Here is a 19,886-nt window from a genome sequence, read left to right as displayed (position 1 = left end):
CCCCATCCTCATCCCGGCCGCCGTCACCCTCGTGCACGTCATGCAAGGCAACCACCGCCCGGCCACCACCGCCGGCTTTGCGGCTCGTCGCCTCGTTCCCGCCGCCGCCTGACCTCAGTCATCCCAGTCGGGGCCACACCTACGGGTGTGGCCCCGACTGGTTTTATGGGGCGCCCGGCTGCAGAACCGCGGGGCCGTACCAGTGACAGGCGAGCAACGCGAGTTCGACGTCGAGCCGGTCGCTGCCGATCTCACGACCACGCCGGGCGACCGCCCGGCCAACCCGATACTTCACCGAGTTGAAGTGCAAGTTAAGTTCCTCGGCGGCGACCTTATAGCTGGAGCCGCATCCCAGAAACACCCGCAATGTATCGCGCAGCCGCGCGTCGTTCTCGTTGTCGGCGGCGAGGTCGCCGAGTACGGCGGCCACCCAATCGCGGGTGTCGGCCACGTCACCACCCAGGCGCGCCACCACGGAAAGGCCTGGGTCGGTCGCCGCGATCACCGTCGGCTCCGGCCGCTTGGCGATCACGGCGACGCTGCGGGCAGTCTTCGCCTCCCGGTTCGACTGACGAAAACCCTCGACACCGCTGGCCATGGTCCCGATTGCCACGCTTGGGGAATCCGGTCGTGCGAGCGTGAACTTGCGAACCTTGTCCGAGGCGTCGGCCACCGCGGCACGGTACGGCAGCCAACCCCATCCGCAGCTGCGATCGGCGGCGGCGAAGAGCGGGCTGGCAGCCGCACCTGCGGATTCGCCCAGTTCGCGGAGATAGCGTTGCAGCCGGCCGAGTTGGTCGCCTTCAATGCCCGCGTCCGGGTACCACATGACCAGCCCCAGATGGTGCCACCGCAGCGGATAACGGATCGAGGTGGTCGCCGCATCCACGTCGATCGGCTTGGTTGCCGTCAAGACCTCCCGCACCCGCAGGGCGCGCAGACTGTTCTGGTTTTCCAGCCAGCGATCGCGTTCCTCTTCATAGATGGCGACGACTTGCTGCGACATCCAGTCGATGTATTCGAACAACGTGCCAGTCATCGCCTCGATGACCCCGACCCTCATCGGTTCCGGAATATCGATCGCGCGCAATTCGGCGAAAACAAGCTCGTTCACCCGGCGCTGCCCGAGTCGATAGGCGCGAACCAGCGCATTGACGGGCATCCCCTGCTGTGCCAATCGCCGCGCATACTCCAATGCTGTGGTCGGCGCCTCGATGCGCTCGACGCCGATGTCGTAGCGCATCGCGTGCAAAATGGTGTCGACGTTTCCGTCGACGCTGGCACCGAGCAGTTCCATGAGCTGGGCATCGCCGCGCAGCTCGGGAATCTGGTCCTCGAGGGTCCGAAGGACGTCCGACGAGACGGCCGCCAGCCGCTGGAGCAACCGGTCGGCAGTTTCGGCGACGTACCGGCTCACCTCGACGTCGTTATCCAGACGCGGTTTTGTCACCACTATGACGGTAGACGACTGTTGGACGGCTGGTTGACGATTCCCCATGCTCAACCATTGTCTTCGGGCAACAACGCCGTCACGCACCTTAGTCGGCTTACCACTGTTTTTGGGACCCCCCGGCGCCTACCGTTGTCGCATTCGTGAGCGAAACCTTGATCAGAAGGAGCGAGAACAATGGGGTTCACACAACCGGATTTCGCCGCAGTCGATCCGGATACTTTCTTGCATAAGCCGTTGATGGAGCGGATGCGCATCCTGGCCATCGACTGGGGTGAAAAAGGCTTCGGCTCACCGAAGATGATCCACACCATGTACATCGCGAAGCTGATCTTCTTCGCCATCGGCGGCATCACCGTCGCGACGGCGACATCGGGTCTGCCCGCGTTCTGGCATGTCACCGAATGGTGGAACCAACCGATCGTCTACCAGAAGGTCATCCTGTGGACCGTACTGCTCGAGACGATTGGTGTGGCCGGCTCCTGGGGGCCGTTGGCCGGCAAGGTCAAGCCGATGACCGGTGGCATCTTGTTTTGGGCCCGAACGGGAACAATCCGGCTGCGTCCATGGAAATGGGTGCCATTCACCAATGGCGACCGGCGCACCTGGTTCGACGTCGCGGTGTACCTGGCCCTGCTGGTCAGCCTGGCCGTCGCGCTGCTGTCACCCGGTGTGCACAGCGATTCTTTCTCAAAAGCGCTGCCGCACAACATATCCGGCCTCGTGAGCCCAGCCCTGCTGGTCGCGCCGATCGTGCTGCTGGTGCTGATCGGTTTGCGCGACAAGACCATCTTCCTGGCCGCCCGCGGCGAACAGTATTTGCCCGCGCTGTTCTTTTTCAGTGCGCTGCCATTTGTCAACATGATCATCGCGCTGAAGATGCTGATCCTGGTCGTCTGGGTCGGCGCCGGCTTCTCGAAGTTCGGTAAGCACTTCTCCAACGTCATTCCGCCGATGGTCAGCAACACGATATTCGCGCCCAAATGGGTGCGGCGAGCTCACTACCGCGACTTCGGGCGCGACATGCGGCCGTCGCGGCTGGCGGACTTCATGGCACACGTCAACGGCACCACGGTCGAGATCGCTGCCCCGCTAGTCCTGTTCTTCTCCACGAACAAATGGGTGACGCTGGTTGCCGCGCTATTGATGGTGGGCTTCCACCTGTTCATCATCTCGACCTTCCCGTTGGCGGTGCCGCTGGAGTGGAACGTCGTATTCGCCTACACCACGATCTTCCTGTTCCTCGGTTTCCCGAACTGGAGCGGATACGCCCCGTGGAACATGTCGCCGCCGTGGCTGGCTCTGGTCATCGCCGCCGCGCTGCTGTTCTACCCAATCCTGGGCAATCTGCGTCCGGACAAGGTGTCCTTCCTGCCTGCGATGCGGCAATACGCGGGCAACTGGGCCTCGGCGGTGTGGACGTTCGCGCCGGGTACCGAGCAGAAGCTGAACCGGGTCACCCGCACGGCGTCCAACCAGATCGACCAGTTCATCGCGGCCGGCTACGAGCCGAAGTGGGCGGAGATCACCCTGCAGAAGACGACCGCGTGGCGAAGCCTGCACAGCCAGGCGCGCGGCCTTTACTCACTGCTGTTGACCCACCTGCCTGACATCGATACCCGCACCGTGCGCGAAGGTGAATTCGTGTGCAACTCGCTGATCGGCTTTAACTTCGGCGACGGCCACCTGCACGATGCAGACATGATTCAGGCCGTGCAGCGCCAAGCCGGATTCGAGCCGGGCGAGTGTGTGATCGCCTGGGTCGAGTCGGAGGCCTTCGGCAGCGGCGTTCAGCACTACCAGTTGATCGACGCGGCACTCGGGGTCGTCGAGCGGGGCACCTGGAAGGTGGCCGACGCGGTTGCCGAACAGCCCTGGCTGCCCAACGGCCCGATTCCCCTCCACGTGACCTGGTCGCTGGGCGACAGTAAGCGCGGAGCGCTGGCATGAGTACCGCAGTGGTGGTTGGCGGCGGGCCCAACGGGCTCGCCGCCGCCATAACCCTGGCCGCGGAAGGCGTTTCGGTCACCGTGCTCGAAGCCGCCGACGAGGTCGGCGGTGGCGCCCGCAGCAGCGAAGCGATCATCCCGGGTCTGCTGCACGACCACTGCTCGGCAATCCACCCGATGGCGATCGGCTCGCAGTTCCTCAGCCGCTTCAACCTGGAGCGGTACGGACTGTCGTGGCGCTGGCCGGAGATCGATTGTGTCCACCCGCTTGACGACGGCAGCGCCGGGGTGCTGCACCGCTCGGTGCAGCAGACCGCAGCCGGCCTCGGCCGTGACGGATCCCGGTGGCAGCTCGCGTTCGGCTACCCGACCGAGAACTTCGACGCACTCAGCGAGGACATCATGCGGCCCCTGCTGCGGTTGCCGCACCATCCGCTGATGCTGGCCCGATTCGGTGCACCCACCGTACTTCCCGCGTCCGCGTTCGCCAGGGTGTTCCGCACCGACGAGGGGCGCGCCTTGTTCGGAGGCGTTGCGGCCCATGCCTTCCGGCCGTTGCACTACCCGATGACCTCAGCGATCGGCATGGGCATCATCGCGGCCGGCCACCGGCATGGCTGGGCGGTGGCCGAAGGTGGATCGCAGTCGATTACCAACGCGATGGTGACCCTGCTAGGCGAGCTGGGCGGCAAGATCGAGACCGGTGTCCCGATCCAGACGGCGTCGCAGCTGCCGCCCGCGGACGTCACGATGTTCGATCTGGCGCCGAGCGCGGTCGCCGCGATCCTCGGCGACCGTCTTCCACGCCGTGTTGCCCGCGCTTTCACCAAGTTCCGGCGCGGTCCGGGTGCATTCAAAGTCGACTTCGCCGTCGACGGCGGTGTGCCCTGGACGAACCCGGACGCCCACCGGGCGGGTACGGTGCACCTGGCCGGGACCTACGCCGAACTTGCCGCAACCGAGCGTGACATCCACGCGGGACGCATGCCCGAGCGACCCTTCGTTCTGGTCGGTCAGCAGTATCTGGCCGACCCGCAACGCTCGGTGGGCAACGTTCACCCGGTGTGGAGCTACGCGCACGTCCCGAACGGCTACACCGGCGACGCGACCGAGGCGATCATCGCCCAGATTGCGCGGTTCGCCCCCGGTTTCCGGGAACGCATTGTCGGGTCAATAGTTCGCTCGACGACGCAAATGGCCGCCTACAACCTCAACTATGTCGGCGGCGACATCATGACCGGCGCCAAGGACATTCGCCAGCTGACCTTCGGTCCGCGAATCACGTTGTCGCCGTACACTATTGGGTTGCCAGGCAGATACATCTGCTCGGCTGCCACCCCGCCGGGACCAGGAGCACACGGCATGTGCGGCGCCAACGCCGCCACACTCGCGCTCGCTTACCTGGCGCGGCAGGCGTAACGCCGCTGCGGGATTCCGAGTCGTGGTCCGCAGGAACGTTACGCTGGCGCTCATGAATGCCGGTCCGGCCGCGCCCGGACGTCTCATTGTGCTGACCGGGCCGCCCGGGGCGGGCAAAACGACCGTGGCCGCGATCCTTGTCCAGCGCTACCCCCTCGCTGTACACCTACACGCCGACGACTTCTGGCACTTCATTCGCAGTGGGGCCATACCCCCGTATCTGCCAGAGGCGAACCAGCAGAACGCCGTTGTCATGACTGCACTTGCGCACGCCGCGGCCGGCTACGCCAGCGGCGGATACCACGTGATCGTAGACGGCATCGTAGGACCCTGGTTCATCGAACACTTCTGCACTGCAGCAGGTTTCGCATCCGCGCCAATTCATTATCTCGTCCTGCGTCCGGACGAGGCCAGCACCGTCCAGCGCGCGCGAGACCGCGGTCCTGACGCGCTTACCCGCACCGAGCCAATCCTGGACATGTATCGCCAATTCGCTGACCTAGGAGTCTACGAGCACCACGTGATCGACTCGACCGCCCTGGACCCAACTGCCACCGCGCAGCGCATCCAGGAGGCCGTCGCGACAGGGCATTTCATCATGCGGTGCAACGCGAAGTAACGATTCAGGACCCCGGATATGTGTAGAAGCCCTCGCCGGTCTTGACGCCGAGCTTGCCCGCGTCGACGTAGCTCTGCAACAAGTCCCGCGCGTTTTTCGGCAGATGCGGGAACTTTTCGACATAGTGGTTCTCGACGTCAAGAGCGACGTCCAGGCCGACGAGGTCCATCAACTGGAACGGCCCGGCGGGCGCGCCCAAATTGAGCTTGTACATCCCGTCAACGTCCTCCGGACGGGCCACACCCTCGGCGACCACGGCCAGCGACTCGCGCTTGATGGCGGCCCAGATGCGATTGAAGATGAAGCCGGTGCACTCCCGCTGTGCCTCGAAGGGGTAGACGCCGAATTCAGGAAGGACGGTCAACAGAGTGTCGAGCAGACCACGGTCGGTCTCACCGTCGGACATCAAGTCGAGGGCATTGACTTGCGGCGGCATGTAGAAGTGCGTATTGCACAAACGCGCTTTGTCCCGGACGTTTTCGGCCATCAGACGCGACGGGTATGACGACGAGTTGGTCGCGAAGATGGTGTCCGGCGGTGCCGCCCGGTCGATCTGACCCCACAGCGGAATCTTGACTTCGAGCTTTTCCGAGACGGACTCGACGACAAGCCAGGCGCCGTCCAACGCCTCTTCGAGCGAAGCCGCGCCCACCGCGACGCCAACTTCGCCGAAGCCTCGGTCGGCCAACAGCTTCGGCAGGTTCTCCGTGACGAACGCCGTCGCGGCGGCGCGCTGTTCGGCGCGGCGCGCAAAGACCCGCACGGTTCCGCCACGGCTGGCCAGCATCAGCGCAACGCGCCGACCCAACGTTCCCGCCCCGATCACCGCCACGGGACGGTTCCGGATGTCCTCGAAAGTGTAGGTGTATGAACCAGTCACACATACATGCTAAGCGGCGGCCGCGCACGCACCTCCGTCGGTATACGACAAAGATGGACAGGGTGTTGTCGTCGGTCGACAACAGGGTGGGATCGATTCGATGGCATAGTCGGTCCATGGGGTCACCGATATTTGTGGTTGGTAGCAGAGGTCAACGACCTCCCGAGTGAGATAGTGACCGTTGATGGCCGACGTCGATCAGCATGCGTCGCCGCGGGATCTGTTCCCTGAACTTCCCGCGGAGCTGCGCGACGCGGGATTCCAAGATATCGCCGAAATCGGACACGGCGGCTTTGGCGTCGTGTATCGATGCGCGCAGCCCCTGCTGGATCGCACGGTCGCCGTCAAGGTGCTGACCGCCGACCTTGACCAGGAAAATCTCGACCGCTTCCTGCGCGAGCAGCACGCGATGGGTCGGCTCTCCGGCCACCCCAACATCGTGACCATCCTGCAGGTAGGCACCACGACCACGGGCCGGCCGTTCATTGTGATGCCATACCACGCCAAGAATTCACTCGAAGCGCTGATCCGCCAGCACGGGCCACTGGATTGGTGTGAGACGCTGCGCATCGGCGTGAAGCTGGCGGGTGCGCTCGATGCCGCTCATCGCGCGAACATCCTGCATCGTGACGTCAAGCCGGGCAACATCCTGCTGACCGAGTACGGCGAACCCGAGTTGACCGACTTCGGTATCGCCAGGATCGCCGGCGGCTTCCAGACGGCCACCGGCGTCATCACCGGTTCACCCGCGTTTACCGCGCCCGAAGTGCTCGAGGGCAAGACACCCACACCCGCGTCAGACGTGTATTCGCTCGGCGCGACCCTGTTCTGTACGTTGACCGGCCACGCCGCGTTCGAGCGCCGCACCGGCGAGCGGGTAGTCGCCCAATTCCTCCGGATCACCTCACAACCGATCCCTGATTTGCGGGAGCACGGATTTCCGGCCGACGTGGCCGGGGTCATCGAACGGGCCATGGTCCCGGATCCCGCTGCTCGTCCGGCCAGCGCGACGGCGTTCGGCGACGAACTGCGACAGGTCCAGCGCATTCTCGGTGCCGCCGTCGACGAGATGGCCCGTCCCGTTGAGTTAGGTGTGGAGCATCGGACGCCACCCGCGGGCCCGACGGCGGTCCGGCGCGACACGACCACGCCGACGCCCCCAACACCGACGACGAAGTATCGACCACCGGTTCCGACCCAATCGCTGGTGGCCCGCAACCGGCTGCTGGACGTCCTCCGGGCGGGCGGCCGGCGACGGTTGGTCCTTGTCCACGCGCCCTCGGGCTTCGGCAAGAGCACGCTGGCGGCCCAGTGGCGAGAGGAGCTCGCGCGCGACGGCGTCGCGGTCGGCTGGCTGACGATGGACGACGACGACAACAACGTGGTGTGGTTCCTGGCGCATCTGCTCGAGTTGGTCCGGCGGGTCCGTCCCGCCCTCGCCGCGTCATTGAGTCAGGTGCTCGACGAGCACGGCGACGACGCCGCCCGCTACGTCTTGACCGCGCTCATCGATGAGATTCACGAAAAAGACGATCGGATGGCGGTCGTTATCGATGACTGGCAGCGGGTGTCGGACACAGCGACCATCGCCGCTCTCGGTTTTCTGCTCGAGCATGGATGCCATCACCTACGGATCATCGTGACCAGCTGGTCGCGCGCTGGGCTGCCGGTGAGCAAGTTGCGGATGCTGGATGAATTGGTCGAAATAGACTCTGACTCATTGCGTTTCGACATCGACGAGACTCGATCGTTGCTGAACGACGTTGACGGCCTGCAGCTGTCAGAAAGCGACGTGGAAACGTTGACCATGTCGACCGAGGGGTGGGTCGCCGCGCTGCAGCTGGCGGCGCTTGCCCTGCGCGGCGGCGGCGACACCAACGCCCTTCTAAGCCGACTATCCGGCGCGACCGAGATGATCGGCGAATTCCTGGCCGAAAATGTCCTGGACAGCCTGGAACCGGAGATGACCGAGTTCCTGCTGACGACATCGATTACCGAGCGGACCTGTGGTGTGCTGGCGTCCGCGCTTGCTGAAGTACCCCGCGGGCAAGCGATGCTGGAAGAGATCGAGCGGCGCGGCCTGTTCCTGCAGCGGATCGACGAGGACCCGAACTGGTTTCGCTACCACCATATGTTCGCCGAATTCCTGCGCCACCGACTCGACCGTGACCAACCCGAGCGGGTCGAACAACTCCACCGGACCGCATCGGACTGGTTCGCCGAACACGGCCACCTCAACGAGGCCGTCGACCACGCGCTGGCCTCGGGCGACGCTACACACGCGGTCGACTTGGTCGAACAGGACGAGACCAACCTCCTCGAGCAGTCGAACATGACGACCCTGCTCAGAATCGTCAAAAAGTTACCGCCGCGGATGGTGGCTTCGCGGGCACGGCTGCAACTGAGCATCGTATGGGCGAACATGCTGCTGCAGCGCCTGGCGCCCGCCGCGGCTGCGCTGAAGTCTTTCGAAGTGGCCCTGGATCGTGCAGACCTCACCGACGCGATGCGGGCTGATCTGAATGTCGAGGCCGACGTGGTGCGCGGATGCGGCGACATCTTCGCCGACCGGGTGGACACCATCGACCATCTGGTCGCCGAAGCATTGTCGCGACCGGACACCTTCCATCCCCGGGTTCCCGGCGTGGCGGCAAATCTTGCAGCGTTCGCCGCGATCTACCGCTTCGACTTCGACGCCGCGAACCGACTGCTCGCGTGGGCGGCGCCCTACCAGGAGATGCTGGGCCCATTCGCGAGTGTCTACGCACGCTGCTTCGGCGGTATCGCCGCCAGGTATCGGCTCGACATCCCTTCCGCCCTCAAGAATTTCCGGGAAGGGTACGAGATGGGCGCGACAGTCGGACCGCACTCGCACGCCGCACGGCTGGCCGGTGCGCTTCTCGGCGAATTGCTCTACGAGACCGACGAGTTGGCCGAGGCCATGCGTCTAATGGACGAAAGCTACCAGCTGGGGTCCGAGGGCGGCGGAGTTGACTCAATGATCGCCGGGTACGTGATCGGCGCGAAAATCAAGGCATTGCAAGGGGATCGTGGCGCCGCGGTCGATCGCCTCGCCGAGGGCATGAAGGCGGCGGAGCAGCTGCAAATGCCACGGCTGGCGGCCGCCATCAACAACGAGCGGGTCCGGCTGCGTATCGAGATCGCGCCGGAGGTTGCCGCCCGGTTGCGAGCTACCCGCGTCGTTCCTCAGGGCAACGGAATCGCCATGATCACAGCCGAACTCGACGAGAACTCCGGGATCCGGCTGTTGTCCGCGAGCGATTCGGAGAACGACCGGGAGCAGGCGTGCCGACGCGCAGCCGACCTACTCGCCGGAATCGATCAGGAGCGAAGACCATTGGCGGCGCTAAGCGCGCAACTGCTGCTGGCCGAAACTCTGATGGCAACAGGCAGAACCGATGATGCCGATGTCGTGTTGCCGCGTGCCGTGGCGCGGTGCAATGAAGTCGGACTATCGCGTTTGCTCCACGATGCCGGACTCGGGTGACGCTGAGATGGTGCGGCCCCGGCACACCGCGCATGTTTCGGCCGTCACGCATGTCGGCGATGACGTCGTTGATCCGCTCGAGCCGTTAGCGCGGCGTCGGCACCCGCGCCTGACACTTCATCGGGCCACACCCTTTGGCGCAATACCGAACCGCCGCACACCGCGCGCCACGGACGCGCGTAACAGGCCCATCGCAAACTTGGCGCGCCGCCGCGAAGCCGGATACCAGAGCAACTCCTTGGCTTGCGTCGGTATCCGCGGCGACGTGATCGCTTGTGGGCGACAGTATTTCAGAACCCCGGCGGCACCTCCCCAGCGGGTGCCGACACCGGACTGCTTCCAGCCGCCCATGGGAAGATCACAGGCGAACAAGTTTGATTGGACGTCGTTGATGTTGACCGCGCCGACGTCGAGCTGGCGGGCGATCCGTTCGCCGCGTTCCTTGTCCCCGGTCCACACCGTGGCCGATAGCCCGTATACCGAGTCGTTGGCCAGCCGGATCGCCTCCGCTTCATCGGCGACCTTGACCACCGGAAGGGTGGGTCCGAACGTCTCCTCGGTCATGCAGGACATCGACTGGTCGACGTCGACGAGCACCGTGGGCTCAAAGAACGTCCCCGTCCCGGTCGGCTTGCCGCCGGTCACCACGTGGGCACCGGCTGCGACCGCTTCGTCGACGTGCCGTTGCACGATGTCGCGTTGTGCGCTCGTCGCCAGTGCTCCGACGTCGAACGCAACCTTGCGGTCGTCCTGGCCCTGCCTAAGCGTTTGGACGCTTTTGGTGAGCTTGGCCACGAACTCGTCGTAGACCGGCGCCTCGACGTACACCCGCTCCACAGAGACGCAGACCTGGCCGGAATTGACCATGCCACCCCAGGTGATCCCGTTGGCGGCCCGGTCGAGGTCGGCGTCGGCCAGCACCAGGGCCGGGTCCTTACCGCCGAGCTCGAGACTGTACGGAATCAGCCGCTCCGCGCACGCGACCGCCACCTTCCTGCCGGTCGCGGTGGACCCGGTGAATTGCAGGAAATCGACGTTGCCGATGACGGCGGCGCCGGTGTCGCCGTACCCGGTCGCCAGAGCGAGCACCGGCGGCGCGCCGATCTCGGCCCAACCGCGCACAAACTCGACCGCGCTCAGCGGCGTCACCTCCGACGGCTTCAGTAGCACGGCGGCGCCGGCAGCCAATGCGGGCACCACGTCCAACACGGGCATCACGAACGGGTAATTCCAGGGGGTGATGACACCTACCACCGGATACGGCCTGTAGGTAGTCGTGAGTTTCTTCGTCACCGCGAGCGGGTTGAAGGAGCGTGGATGCTTGTCGGCGAGGAACCGCTCGGCGTGGCCCGCCCAGTAGTCGAGCAGGGTGGCGGCGAGGGCCGGCTCGGCGCTGGCTTCCACCCGTGTCTTGCCGGTCTCGGACTGCACCACGTCGGCGATGTGCTCGGCGTTGTCGAACACCCAGTCCTGGTACCTCAGCAGCCAGCGTTTGCGGCCGTGCGGGCCGAGGGCCTCCCATTCGGGTTGGAACAGGCGCAGCTCACGAGCTTTCGCGGCGACAGCATCGGACGTCTCGATCGGTACGGTGCCGACGACGCGTCCGTCCGCAGGGTTCCGGACCGTGATGGTGGATGCGTCGGTCTTGGGCTGGATTGCGGTCATCGTGGACCCCTTCCCAGGGCGCGTCGAAGAATGCGCGCCATGGCAGGATCTTCCCACCGGTCGAGTGAGCTACCTAGAGTAATCGACTACCTATCTCCGCTGATACAGGCCCTACAGCAGCGTCGTCTGCTCCGCCTGCGGCTCGACAGGCTCGAGCAGCTCGGGCCCGTTGTTGCGCACGCTGTTGACCAGCGTCGAGATCTCACGCATCTCGATGCCGCGCACGTCGGGCGGAGTTGCCAGAAATGCGAGATCGGCCGCGGCGTCGGGGTCCAGCCAGCGATCCCAGTCACGCTCGGGCACGATCAGCGGCATCCGGTCGTGGATCTCGGCGAGCTCGCCGACCGCATCGGTGGTGATGATCGTGCAGCTCAGCAGCGGGTTAGCATCCTGCCCGCCGTCCTTGGGCTTCCACACCGACCACAGCCCCGCCATGAACAGCATTTCGCCGTCGGCGCGGTGCAGGTAGAACGGCGTCTTGCGAGCTTTCTTGCCGGCTTCGGTATCGGGGTTGGCGCGCCATTCGTAGTAGCCGTCCATCGGCACCAGGCAGCGCTTGGATTTGGCGCTCGAGCGAAACGCCGGCGAGGTGGTGACCTTGTCGGCGCGGGCGTTGATCAATTGTGGGCCCTTCGACTCCGGCGCGCCGTCAGATCCCGCCTTGACCCAGGGCGGTACCAGCCCCCAGCGCATCAGCCGGACCCGCCGGGTGGGCTCGTCGTCGGGTTCGTCGTGACGACGGACCACCGTGGTGATGGTCGTGGTGGGCGCCACGTTGTAGTTCGGTCCGGAAGCGGACTCCGCCGAGCGAGCCTCGTTGATCGCCTGGATCTTCTCGGCCAACGCAGCCGGATCGGTGGTCACTGCGAATCATCCGCACATATCTTCCATGGTGCCTGGTAGGCGATGATGGAGCACGTGAGCACCTGGACCGCCCCCTGCGCGACGGGGCCGGTGTACGCGACGGTGACGGTGCCGGGCTCGAAATCCCAGACCAACCGCGCATTGGTGCTTTCGGCGCTGGCCGCCGCGAACGGCGGCGTCTCGACGATCAACGGTGCGCTGCGCAGCCGCGACACCGACCTGATGATCGGCGCGCTGGGCGCGTTGGGCCTGCATGTCGACGGGTCGGCGGCAGAGCTGACGGTCAGCGGGAAGATCTCCCCGGCGGCCCACACCCGCATCGATTGCGGCTTGGCCGGCACGGTGTTGCGATTCGTCCCGCCAGTGGCGGCGCTGGGAGTCGCTGCGGTGACCTTCGACGGTGACGACCAGGCCCGGGTCCGGCCGATCGCGCCGTTGCTGGACGGGCTGCGCGGCCTGGGCGTCGACGTCGACGGCGACGGCCTGCCGTTCCAGGTGCACGGCAGCGGATCGGTTGCCGGCGGGGCCGTGGAAATCGACGCTTCGGCGTCGTCGCAGTTCGTATCCGGCCTGCTGCTCTCCGGTGCGTCGTTCACGGACGGCCTGATCGTGCAGCACACCGGTCCGGCACTGCCGTCAGCACCACACATCGCCATGACGGTGGCGATGCTGCGCCAAGCCGGCGTCGAGGTCGACGACGCCACGCCCAACCGCTGGCAGGTGCGGCCGGGCACGCTGGCGGCCCGGCACTGGCTGATCGAACCGGACCTGTCCAACGCCGTTCCGTTCATCGCGGCGGCCGTCGTCAGCGCGGGCACGGTGCGCATCACCGGCTGGCCGGCGGCCAGCATCCAACCCGCCGAGGCGATTCTGAGTATCCTGCGGCAACTGAATTCGGTTGTGAAGCAATCAGATTCGTATCTCGAGGTGCAGGGGCCGCAATCCTACGGCGGGTTCGACGTAAACCTGCGCGACGTCGGCGAACTGACCCCGGCGGTGGCCGTGCTCGCGGCGCTGGCCACCCCGGGCTCGGTGTCAAGGCTGACCGGCGTCGCCCACCTGCGCGGCCACGAGACCGACCGGCTGGCCGCGCTGCGCACCGAGATCAACCGGCTGGGCGGCAATTGCTCGGAAACCGCCGACGGCCTGGAGATCACCGCGGCGCCGTTGCGGCCCGGGACCTGGCAGTCCTACGCCGATCACCGGATGGCGACGGCCGGCGCGATCGTCGGACTGCGGGTGGCCGGTGTCGAGGTGGACGACATCGCCACCACCGCCAAGACGCTGCCGGATTTTCCGCGGATGTGGACGGACATGGTTGCGGAGTCCAGCGGTTGAGGCCGGGCGACTACGACGAGTCCGACGTCAAGATCCGCTCGGGACGGGGTTCCCGACCGCGGACCAAGACCCGCCCAGAGCACGCCGACGCAAAACCGGCCATGGTGGTCAGCGTCGACCGCGGCCGCTGGGGATGTGTGCTCGACGGCGATCCCGGTCGCCGGGTCACCGCGATGCGGGCCCGAGAACTGGGCCGTACACCGATCGTCGTCGGCGACGACGTCGACGTGGTTGGCGATCTTTCCGGTCGGCCGGATACCTTGGCCCGCATCGTCCGGCGTGGGCCGCGGCGAACAGTGTTGCGGCGCACCGCCGATGACACCGATCCCACCGAACGGGTCGTCGTCGCCAACGCCGATCAGCTGCTGATCGTGGTCGCTCTGGCCGACCCGCCGCCGCGCACCGGCCTGGTCGATCGGACGCTGATCGCGGCTTATGCGGGCGGTCTGGTACCGATCCTGTGCCTGACCAAAACCGATCTTGCGCCCGCCGCGCCGTTCGCCGAGCAGTTCGCCGATCTCGACCTGACGGTGATCACCGCGGGCCGCGACGACCCGCTGGACGCGGTCGCACACCTATTAGTTGCAAAAATTACTGTGCTGCTCGGTCATTCCGGTGTGGGCAAGTCAACGTTGGTCAATCGTCTTGTACCGGAGGCGGATCGGGCAGTCGGCGAAGTTACCGACATCGGCAGAGGTCGGCACACCTCGACCCAATCGGTCGCGCTGCCGCTGGAATCGGGTCAGCACCCCGGCTGGGTGATAGATACCCCGGGGATCCGCTCGTTCGGCCTGGCCCATATCGAACCCGACGACGTGCTGCAGGCTTTTTCCGACCTGGCCGGGGCGATCGAGGACTGCCCGCGCGGCTGCGGCCACCTGGGTCCACCCGCCGATCCCGAATGCGCGCTGGACGCCCTGACCGGGCCGGCCGCCCGTCGCGTCGCCGCCGCGCGCCGGCTACTAGCCGCGCTGACCGAGACGTAACCCCGAACCGCGGCGCCTCAGCTTTCGGCCTGCGAGCGAACCTGTTCGAGGTTGGCCTGCATGTTCTGCTGCCATTCGGCAATGCGCCGGGAGACGATCCTGGCCTCCTTCTCCGGCTGCGCGACGATCGCCGGGGTCAGCCCCGACGGCCCCGGCCCCATCCGGCCCCACTGGCGGACCAGCACGCCGTCGCTGGCCGGTTCGACCTCGAACGCCCATGTCGCGCTGACCCCTTCGGGCCCGATGACGTTGTATACCCAGCGGCGTTCGTCCTCGACTTCGACGACCTCGCAGACGGTCGCCCAGTCACCGAACGCCTCATGCTTGTTGCGACCGCGAAACCGCGCGCCGACTTCTACCGCTTCGGCGCCGTCCAGCCACTCGACAGCCTCGAGTTCCGAGGAACACCGCGCGGGCAGGCCGATGTCGGTCACCAGCTCCCATGCCGTGCGAACGTCGCACCGAACGCGCTGTGTCACTTCGACTGTGGGTTGATCGCGATAACGCATTATTTAATCCTTCTCGGTACCCGCCGGTGGGGGTGGCGGTCCTTGTAGCATGCCAGCCATGAAGGTCGGCACCATGATCGAGCCCCGCTTGCCGGGCGCTGTCGAGTTCGCAGTGGCGGCCGAGCGGATCGGTGTGACCTCACTATGGATCCCAGAAGTTTGGGGCTACGACGCCCTCACCGGGCTGGCGTATCTGGCCGCCAAGACGTCGTCGATCAAGCTCGGAACGTTTGTCGTGCAGTTGGGTTCGCGCAGCCCGGCGATGTTGGCGACGTCGGCGCTGAGCCTGCAGGAGCTGTCCGCGGGCCGCTTCCTTTTGGGCATCGGCACCTCCGGGCCGCGGGTCATGGAGGGCTGGCACGGCGTCCGGTTCCGCAAACCGGTGCAGACCACGCGGGAGACCATCGAGATCGTCCGTATCGTCAGCCGCGGCGAGCGGCTTGAGCACGCCGGCGAGGTCTACCCGCTGCCGCTGCCGGACAGTCGCGGCGCCGCGCTGCGGCCCATGGTCCGCCCCGACCATGTCCCGGTCTACGTGGCTGCGATGGGCCCGCAAAACCTGCGGCTGACCGGCGAGATGGCCGACGGCTGGCTGGGCAACGCCTTTATCCCCGAAGCCGCGGAGGTGTTCTTCGGCCCGTTGCGTGAAGGAGCGCAGCAGGCCGGGCGCACCCTCGACCAGCTCGACCTGGTCGCCCCCGTCGCGGTCGAGTTCCATGACAACCAAGCCGCCGCCGACGCCGCGGCACGCCGCCACGCCGACGGATACGCGTTCACCATAGGCGCCATGGGCTCACGTGGTTCGGGCGGCAAGAACTTCTACAACGACGCGTTCACCCGACTGGGTTACGGGGCCGAAGTCGAGACGGTCGCCGGACTGTGGCAAGCCGGAAAACAGGACGAGGCGCGCAGCGCGGTGCCACTCGATCTCGGCCGCCTCACCAATCTGCTCGGCACCCCCGCCGCCATCGCCGAGCGGGTGAGCCGCTACCGGGCGGCGGGCATCACGACGCTGCTGGCGAAGCTCGAAGGTGACCCCGAACAGCAGCTGGCGACGTTGCAGCAACTGGTTGCCATCGCCGAAGCAGCCTGAGCGGGATTACCAGCGCAGCATCGGCAGCGGGCGCAGCGGGTGGCGCGCGGCGTAGCCGGTCAGACCCTTGGCCAGGAACGCGTGAAACCCGCGATAGGGCAGCTGCGCGACGACGGCTTGCACGGCTGGGCGTCCGATGTGGTCGCGCAGCAATCCATGGCTGACATCGACGAGGTCGGCTTTGCGAAAGGTTTCGGTCATCCGATCGTCCGATGGCCGCAGCCGGTGGTGCTCGGTGATCAGCACTCGCAGCTGATCGGCGTCGGAGACTCCGAATTCGTGGGCATGATGCGTGGCGAGATCGGCGGACGGTGCAAGGTAGTCGAAAGTGCGCGCGGTCCAGATGCCCAGATCGTGGGCCGCCCACGCCAGCGCCGCGACGTCGGGGATCGAGCCACCGAGCAGCAGCTGGTGGTAGTTGATGCAGCGGTATACGTGGTTTCGGTAGGTAGGCACCGCGTTACCCAAGGCGCCGCGATAACGATCCAGCACGGCATCGACGATCGGATGTCCGGTGATGACCTCCACGTAGTGAAGGCTAGGCGGCCAGGTCGTCCCGCCCAGTCGGTTGCGCCTTTCCACCAAGCTTTTTGCTTCGCTTGTCGGCGCGCCAACCCCGCACCGTGGCAATCGCGGTCTTCAAGCCCCGGCGGCGTCCGGTCGCCGGGTCGGTGCCGGCGAAGTCCTCGTCCAGCACGGCGAACATCGACTCGCTGCGGGTCTCCGGTGCGTTGTCCGCGGTGTCGCGCAGGTACTTGTCCGGCAGCGACAACTTGGCGATGGTCCGCCATGTCTTGCCGTATTGCACCAGGAAAGAGCCTGTCGTGTAAGGCAAGTCGTATTTGTCGCAGAGCTCGCGCACCCGCACCGAAATCTCGGCAAGCCGGTGGCTCGGCAGATCCGGATACAGATGGTGTTCGATCTGATGGCACAGGTTGCCGCTCATGAACCGCATCGCCGGCCCGGCGTTGAAGTTGGCACTGCCCAGCATCTGGCGCAGATACCACTGCCCCTTCGTCTCGCCGATCATGTCGGTCTTGGTGAATTTCTCGGCGCCGTCGGGGAAGTGGCCGCAGAAGATGACGGCGTTGGCCCAGAGATTGCGGATCACGTTGGCGACCGCGTTGGCCTTCAGCGTCGATTTGTACGTGGCGCCGGGTGACAGCGCGGTCACCGCCGGGAACGCGACGTAGTCCTTGAACACCTGGCGACCGGTCTTACCTAGGAACTCGTCGACCCGCTGCCGGGCTTCCCCGTTGTCCATCCGCTTCTTGACGATCCTGCCGATCTCGACATGCTGCAACCCGACGCCCCATTCGAAGCCGATCGCGAGCAGCGTGTTGAACAGCAGGTTGAGCAGGTTGAAGCGCTTCCAGGGCTGGTCGCGTGTGACGCGCAGCAGGCCGTAGCCGACGTCGTCGTCCATGTCGAGGATGTTGGTGTACTTGTGGTGCACGAAATTGTGGGTGTAGCGCCAGTGCTTGGACGACCCGGTCATGTCCCACTCCCACGTCGAGGAGTGAATCTCGGGATCGTTCATCCAGTCCCACTGGCCGTGCATGACGTTGTGGCCGATCTCCATGTTCTCGACGATCTTGGACACGGCGAGCGTGACCGTCCCCGCCCACCAGGCTGATCGCCGCGAGCTAGCCGCCAGCAGCACCCGGCCGGCGACCTCCAGCGCGCGTTGTGCAGCGATTGTGCGGTGGATGTAGCGCGCATCCCGCTCGCCGCGGGAGTCTTCAACGTCCTGGCGGATGGCATCCAGCTCAATGCCCAAGTTTTCGATGTCGGCGTCCGTCAAATGCGCGAATACGTCTAGGTCGGTGATTGCCATCGCCTGTCCTCTCCGTAGTCTTGCAGTTACTGACCTACGCTATCGTAACCTACGAAACCGTAGGTTACCTGTGAGTAACATCTAAACGTCGAGCACGCAATCGCCCGACGCCGCCGAAATGCAGGTCTGCACGCGTGTCCCGGGTTCATGCTCCGCGCCCGTTCGCAAGTCCCGCACATGGCCTTCAACCAGGCCGACCACGCAGGATTGGCAGATCCCCATCCGGCAGCCGAACGGCATCTGCACGCCCACCTGTTCGCCGGCGTCCATCAACGACGTCGCCGCATCGGACGCGGCGGTTTTTCCGCTTTTCGCGAACGTGACCGTCCCACCGGCGCCCGCCGGTGCGGCGCGCGACACCGCGAAGCGCTCGAGGTGCAGGCGTTCGTGGACCCCGGCCGCCGCCCAGGCATGTTCGGCCGCCTTCAGCATCGCCTCCGGCCCACACGCCCAGGTCTGCCGCGCACGCCAGTCGGGCACTTCGCTGTCGAGCCGGCTCAAATCCAGCCGGCCCTGGCTGCGCGTGGTGCGCAGTTGCAGCCGGTATCCCGGGTGATCCGCGGCCAGCCGTTCCAGCTCCGTGCCGAACATGACATCGTCCGCGGTGGGCGCCGAGTGCAGGTGGACCACATCGGTGATCTGATCGCGGCGCACCAGCGTGCGCAGCATCGACATCACCGGGGTGATCCCCGAGCCGGCTGTGACGAACAACATGGTCGGTGGCGCCGGATCGGGCAGCACGAAATTGCCCTGCGGCGCGGCCAGCCGCACGATCGTCCCTGGCTGCACGCCGGCCACCAGATGGGTTGACAGGAAGCCCTCGGGCATCGCTTTCACCGTGATGGTCACCGTGCGGGCGCCCTTGACCGGGCTCGACGTCAGCGAATAGGAGCGCCATCGCCAGCGGCCGTCAACCAGCAGCCCGATCCCCATGTACTGACCCGGCTCGTAGTCAAAGCCAAAGCCCCAGCCTGGCTTGATGACCAGCGTCGCGGAATCCTGCGTCTCCCGTCGAACCTCGATGATGCGACCGCGCAACTCGCGCGCCGACCACAACGGATTGGCCAGTCGGGTGTAGTCGTCGGGCAGCAGCGGTGTGGTGATGCGCTGGGCAAGTTTGCGCAGCGCGTACCAGCCGGGGTGTGTGTCCACGCCCGCCACCGTAATCGGCATGGTGTCGACGACGTCGGCAGTGACTCGCGCGATCTTTCGGTCCATTGGGGAAACTCCTGCCCTCGATCGTCTAACCTACGGTACCGTAACCTACGGTTCCGTAGCTAGCGTTAGAGCAGTTCAAGCAGGAACGGCAGCTCTTGGGTGGCGTACCAGGCCAGATCGTGGTCCTGCGCGTCGCCAACCGTCAGCTCGGCGTCTTCGTCGCCGAGATCAGCCTCGTCAATGACCGCGATCGCCGCCGAGACGTCCGCTTCCGCGGCGGCATTGTCGACGAATGCAGCGACGCCCTCCTCGATCGCCACCGGCGCCTCGATCCGCACGACGGCGTCATCGAGATCCGGACGCGGCGTCACCTCGCCGACATCGGCGACCAGCACCGCCCGCCGCGGCGGGAACGTCGCACCCGGCTGCTCCGAAGCCGCCGCCAGCAGCCGCAGCGAAGCCAACGCAGCCTCGCGCAGCGCGACTTCGCCCAACTCGTCGTCGTCGCCTTGGGCGTACGCTTCGCGCAGTCTGGGCGTCACCGCGAACGCGGTGCCGTTGACCGGCCACAACGAACCATCGGCGACGAGTTGCTGCAGCATGGCCAGGGT

16 protein-coding genes are annotated in these 19,886 nt (G+C 66.0%); 7 read left to right on the top strand and 9 right to left on the bottom strand.

Annotated elements, in window-relative coordinates; translation table 11 throughout:
* Positions 1-163: 163 nt before the first annotated feature.
* Positions 164-1,450 carry a PucR family transcriptional regulator gene (locus tag VNW74_RS03140; RefSeq protein ID WP_325675154.1) on the bottom strand — a complete coding sequence of 429 codons (1,287 nt, stop codon included), beginning with the start codon at positions 1,448-1,450 and terminating at the stop codon, positions 164-166.
* A gap of 177 nt (positions 1,451-1,627) precedes the next feature.
* On the opposite strand from VNW74_RS03140, the gene VNW74_RS03135 reads away from it, so the two are divergent.
* Genes VNW74_RS03135 through VNW74_RS03125 form a run of 3 tightly spaced genes read left to right on the top strand, consistent with a single transcriptional unit; the run spans position 1,628 to position 5,437 of the window.
* Positions 1,628-3,400, top strand: coding sequence for a DUF3556 domain-containing protein (locus VNW74_RS03135; RefSeq protein WP_325675153.1), 1,773 nt, complete (start codon positions 1,628-1,630; stop codon positions 3,398-3,400).
* Positions 3,397-4,818: an NAD(P)/FAD-dependent oxidoreductase gene (locus VNW74_RS03130; RefSeq protein ID WP_325675152.1), complete on the top strand. Its 1,422-nt coding sequence runs from the start codon at positions 3,397-3,399 to the stop codon at positions 4,816-4,818. Before VNW74_RS03135 ends, VNW74_RS03130 begins: the two co-directional genes overlap by 4 nt.
* 52 nt (positions 4,819-4,870) lie before the next feature.
* A complete protein-coding gene (locus tag VNW74_RS03125; protein ID WP_325675151.1) occupies positions 4,871-5,437 on the top strand; it encodes an AAA family ATPase in 567 nt (188 codons plus the stop codon).
* Positions 5,438-5,441: 4 nt separating this feature from the next.
* Here the strand turns inward: VNW74_RS03125 and VNW74_RS03120 are convergent, their stop codons facing one another.
* Positions 5,442-6,317: a 3-hydroxyacyl-CoA dehydrogenase family protein gene (locus VNW74_RS03120; RefSeq protein WP_325675150.1), complete on the bottom strand. Its 876-nt coding sequence runs from the start codon at positions 6,315-6,317 to the stop codon at positions 5,442-5,444.
* Positions 6,318-6,501: 184 nt separating this feature from the next.
* Here VNW74_RS03120 and VNW74_RS03115 point away from each other — a divergent pair, with 184 nt between their 5' ends.
* Positions 6,502-9,825, top strand: coding sequence for a protein kinase domain-containing protein (locus VNW74_RS03115; RefSeq protein WP_325675149.1), 3,324 nt, complete (start codon positions 6,502-6,504; stop codon positions 9,823-9,825).
* Between the two features lie 117 nt (positions 9,826-9,942).
* Here the strand turns inward: VNW74_RS03115 and VNW74_RS03110 are convergent, their stop codons facing one another.
* Together VNW74_RS03110 and VNW74_RS03105 are read right to left on the bottom strand one after the other, a co-directional pair.
* Positions 9,943-11,490 carry an aldehyde dehydrogenase family protein gene (locus VNW74_RS03110; RefSeq protein ID WP_325675148.1) on the bottom strand — a complete coding sequence of 516 codons (1,548 nt, stop codon included), beginning with the start codon at positions 11,488-11,490 and terminating at the stop codon, positions 9,943-9,945.
* A gap of 111 nt (positions 11,491-11,601) precedes the next feature.
* Entirely contained in the window at positions 11,602-12,354 is a 753-nt protein-coding gene (locus VNW74_RS03105; protein ID WP_325675147.1) for an SOS response-associated peptidase, read from the bottom strand.
* Between the two features lie 54 nt (positions 12,355-12,408).
* On the opposite strand from VNW74_RS03105, the gene aroA reads away from it, so the two are divergent.
* Both aroA and rsgA read left to right on the top strand, forming a co-directional pair.
* Entirely contained in the window at positions 12,409-13,692 is a 1,284-nt protein-coding gene (gene aroA / locus VNW74_RS03100) for a 3-phosphoshikimate 1-carboxyvinyltransferase (RefSeq protein ID WP_325675146.1), read from the top strand.
* Entirely contained in the window at positions 13,689-14,678 is a 990-nt protein-coding gene (gene rsgA / locus VNW74_RS03095) for a ribosome small subunit-dependent GTPase A (RefSeq protein WP_325675145.1), read from the top strand. Before aroA ends, rsgA begins: the two co-directional genes overlap by 4 nt.
* Before the next feature lie 17 nt (positions 14,679-14,695).
* Here the strand turns inward: rsgA and VNW74_RS03090 are convergent, their stop codons facing one another.
* Positions 14,696-15,187, bottom strand: a complete 492-nt coding sequence (locus VNW74_RS03090) for an SRPBCC family protein (protein WP_325675144.1) — start codon at positions 15,185-15,187, stop codon at positions 14,696-14,698.
* 58 nt (positions 15,188-15,245) lie between these two features.
* Here VNW74_RS03090 and VNW74_RS03085 point away from each other — a divergent pair, with 58 nt between their 5' ends.
* The gene (locus VNW74_RS03085) at positions 15,246-16,280 is read left to right on the top strand and encodes an LLM class flavin-dependent oxidoreductase (RefSeq protein WP_325675143.1); all 1,035 of its coding nucleotides are present in this window, start codon (positions 15,246-15,248) and stop codon (positions 16,278-16,280) included.
* A gap of 6 nt (positions 16,281-16,286) precedes the next feature.
* Here the strand turns inward: VNW74_RS03085 and VNW74_RS03080 are convergent, their stop codons facing one another.
* The 4 genes from VNW74_RS03080 to VNW74_RS03065 all read right to left on the bottom strand — a co-directional run.
* On the bottom strand, positions 16,287-16,808 hold the full coding sequence (locus VNW74_RS03080; protein WP_325675142.1) for a hypothetical protein: 522 nt from the start codon (positions 16,806-16,808) through the stop codon (positions 16,287-16,289).
* 10 nt (positions 16,809-16,818) lie between these two features.
* Entirely contained in the window at positions 16,819-18,117 is a 1,299-nt protein-coding gene (locus tag VNW74_RS03075; protein WP_325675141.1) for a fatty acid desaturase, read from the bottom strand.
* A gap of 81 nt (positions 18,118-18,198) precedes the next feature.
* The gene (locus VNW74_RS03070; protein ID WP_325675140.1) at positions 18,199-19,335 is read right to left on the bottom strand and encodes a ferredoxin reductase; all 1,137 of its coding nucleotides are present in this window, start codon (positions 19,333-19,335) and stop codon (positions 18,199-18,201) included.
* Positions 19,336-19,400: 65 nt separating this feature from the next.
* The coding region (locus tag VNW74_RS03065; protein WP_325675139.1) for a DUF6912 family protein at positions 19,401-19,886 on the bottom strand (486 nt) is incomplete at its 5' end.

The organism is Mycobacterium sp., assembly GCF_035570115.1.
Classification (GTDB): domain Bacteria; phylum Actinomycetota; class Actinomycetes; order Mycobacteriales; family Mycobacteriaceae; genus Mycobacterium.
This window is presented reverse-complemented; position numbering and strand designations above follow the sequence as displayed.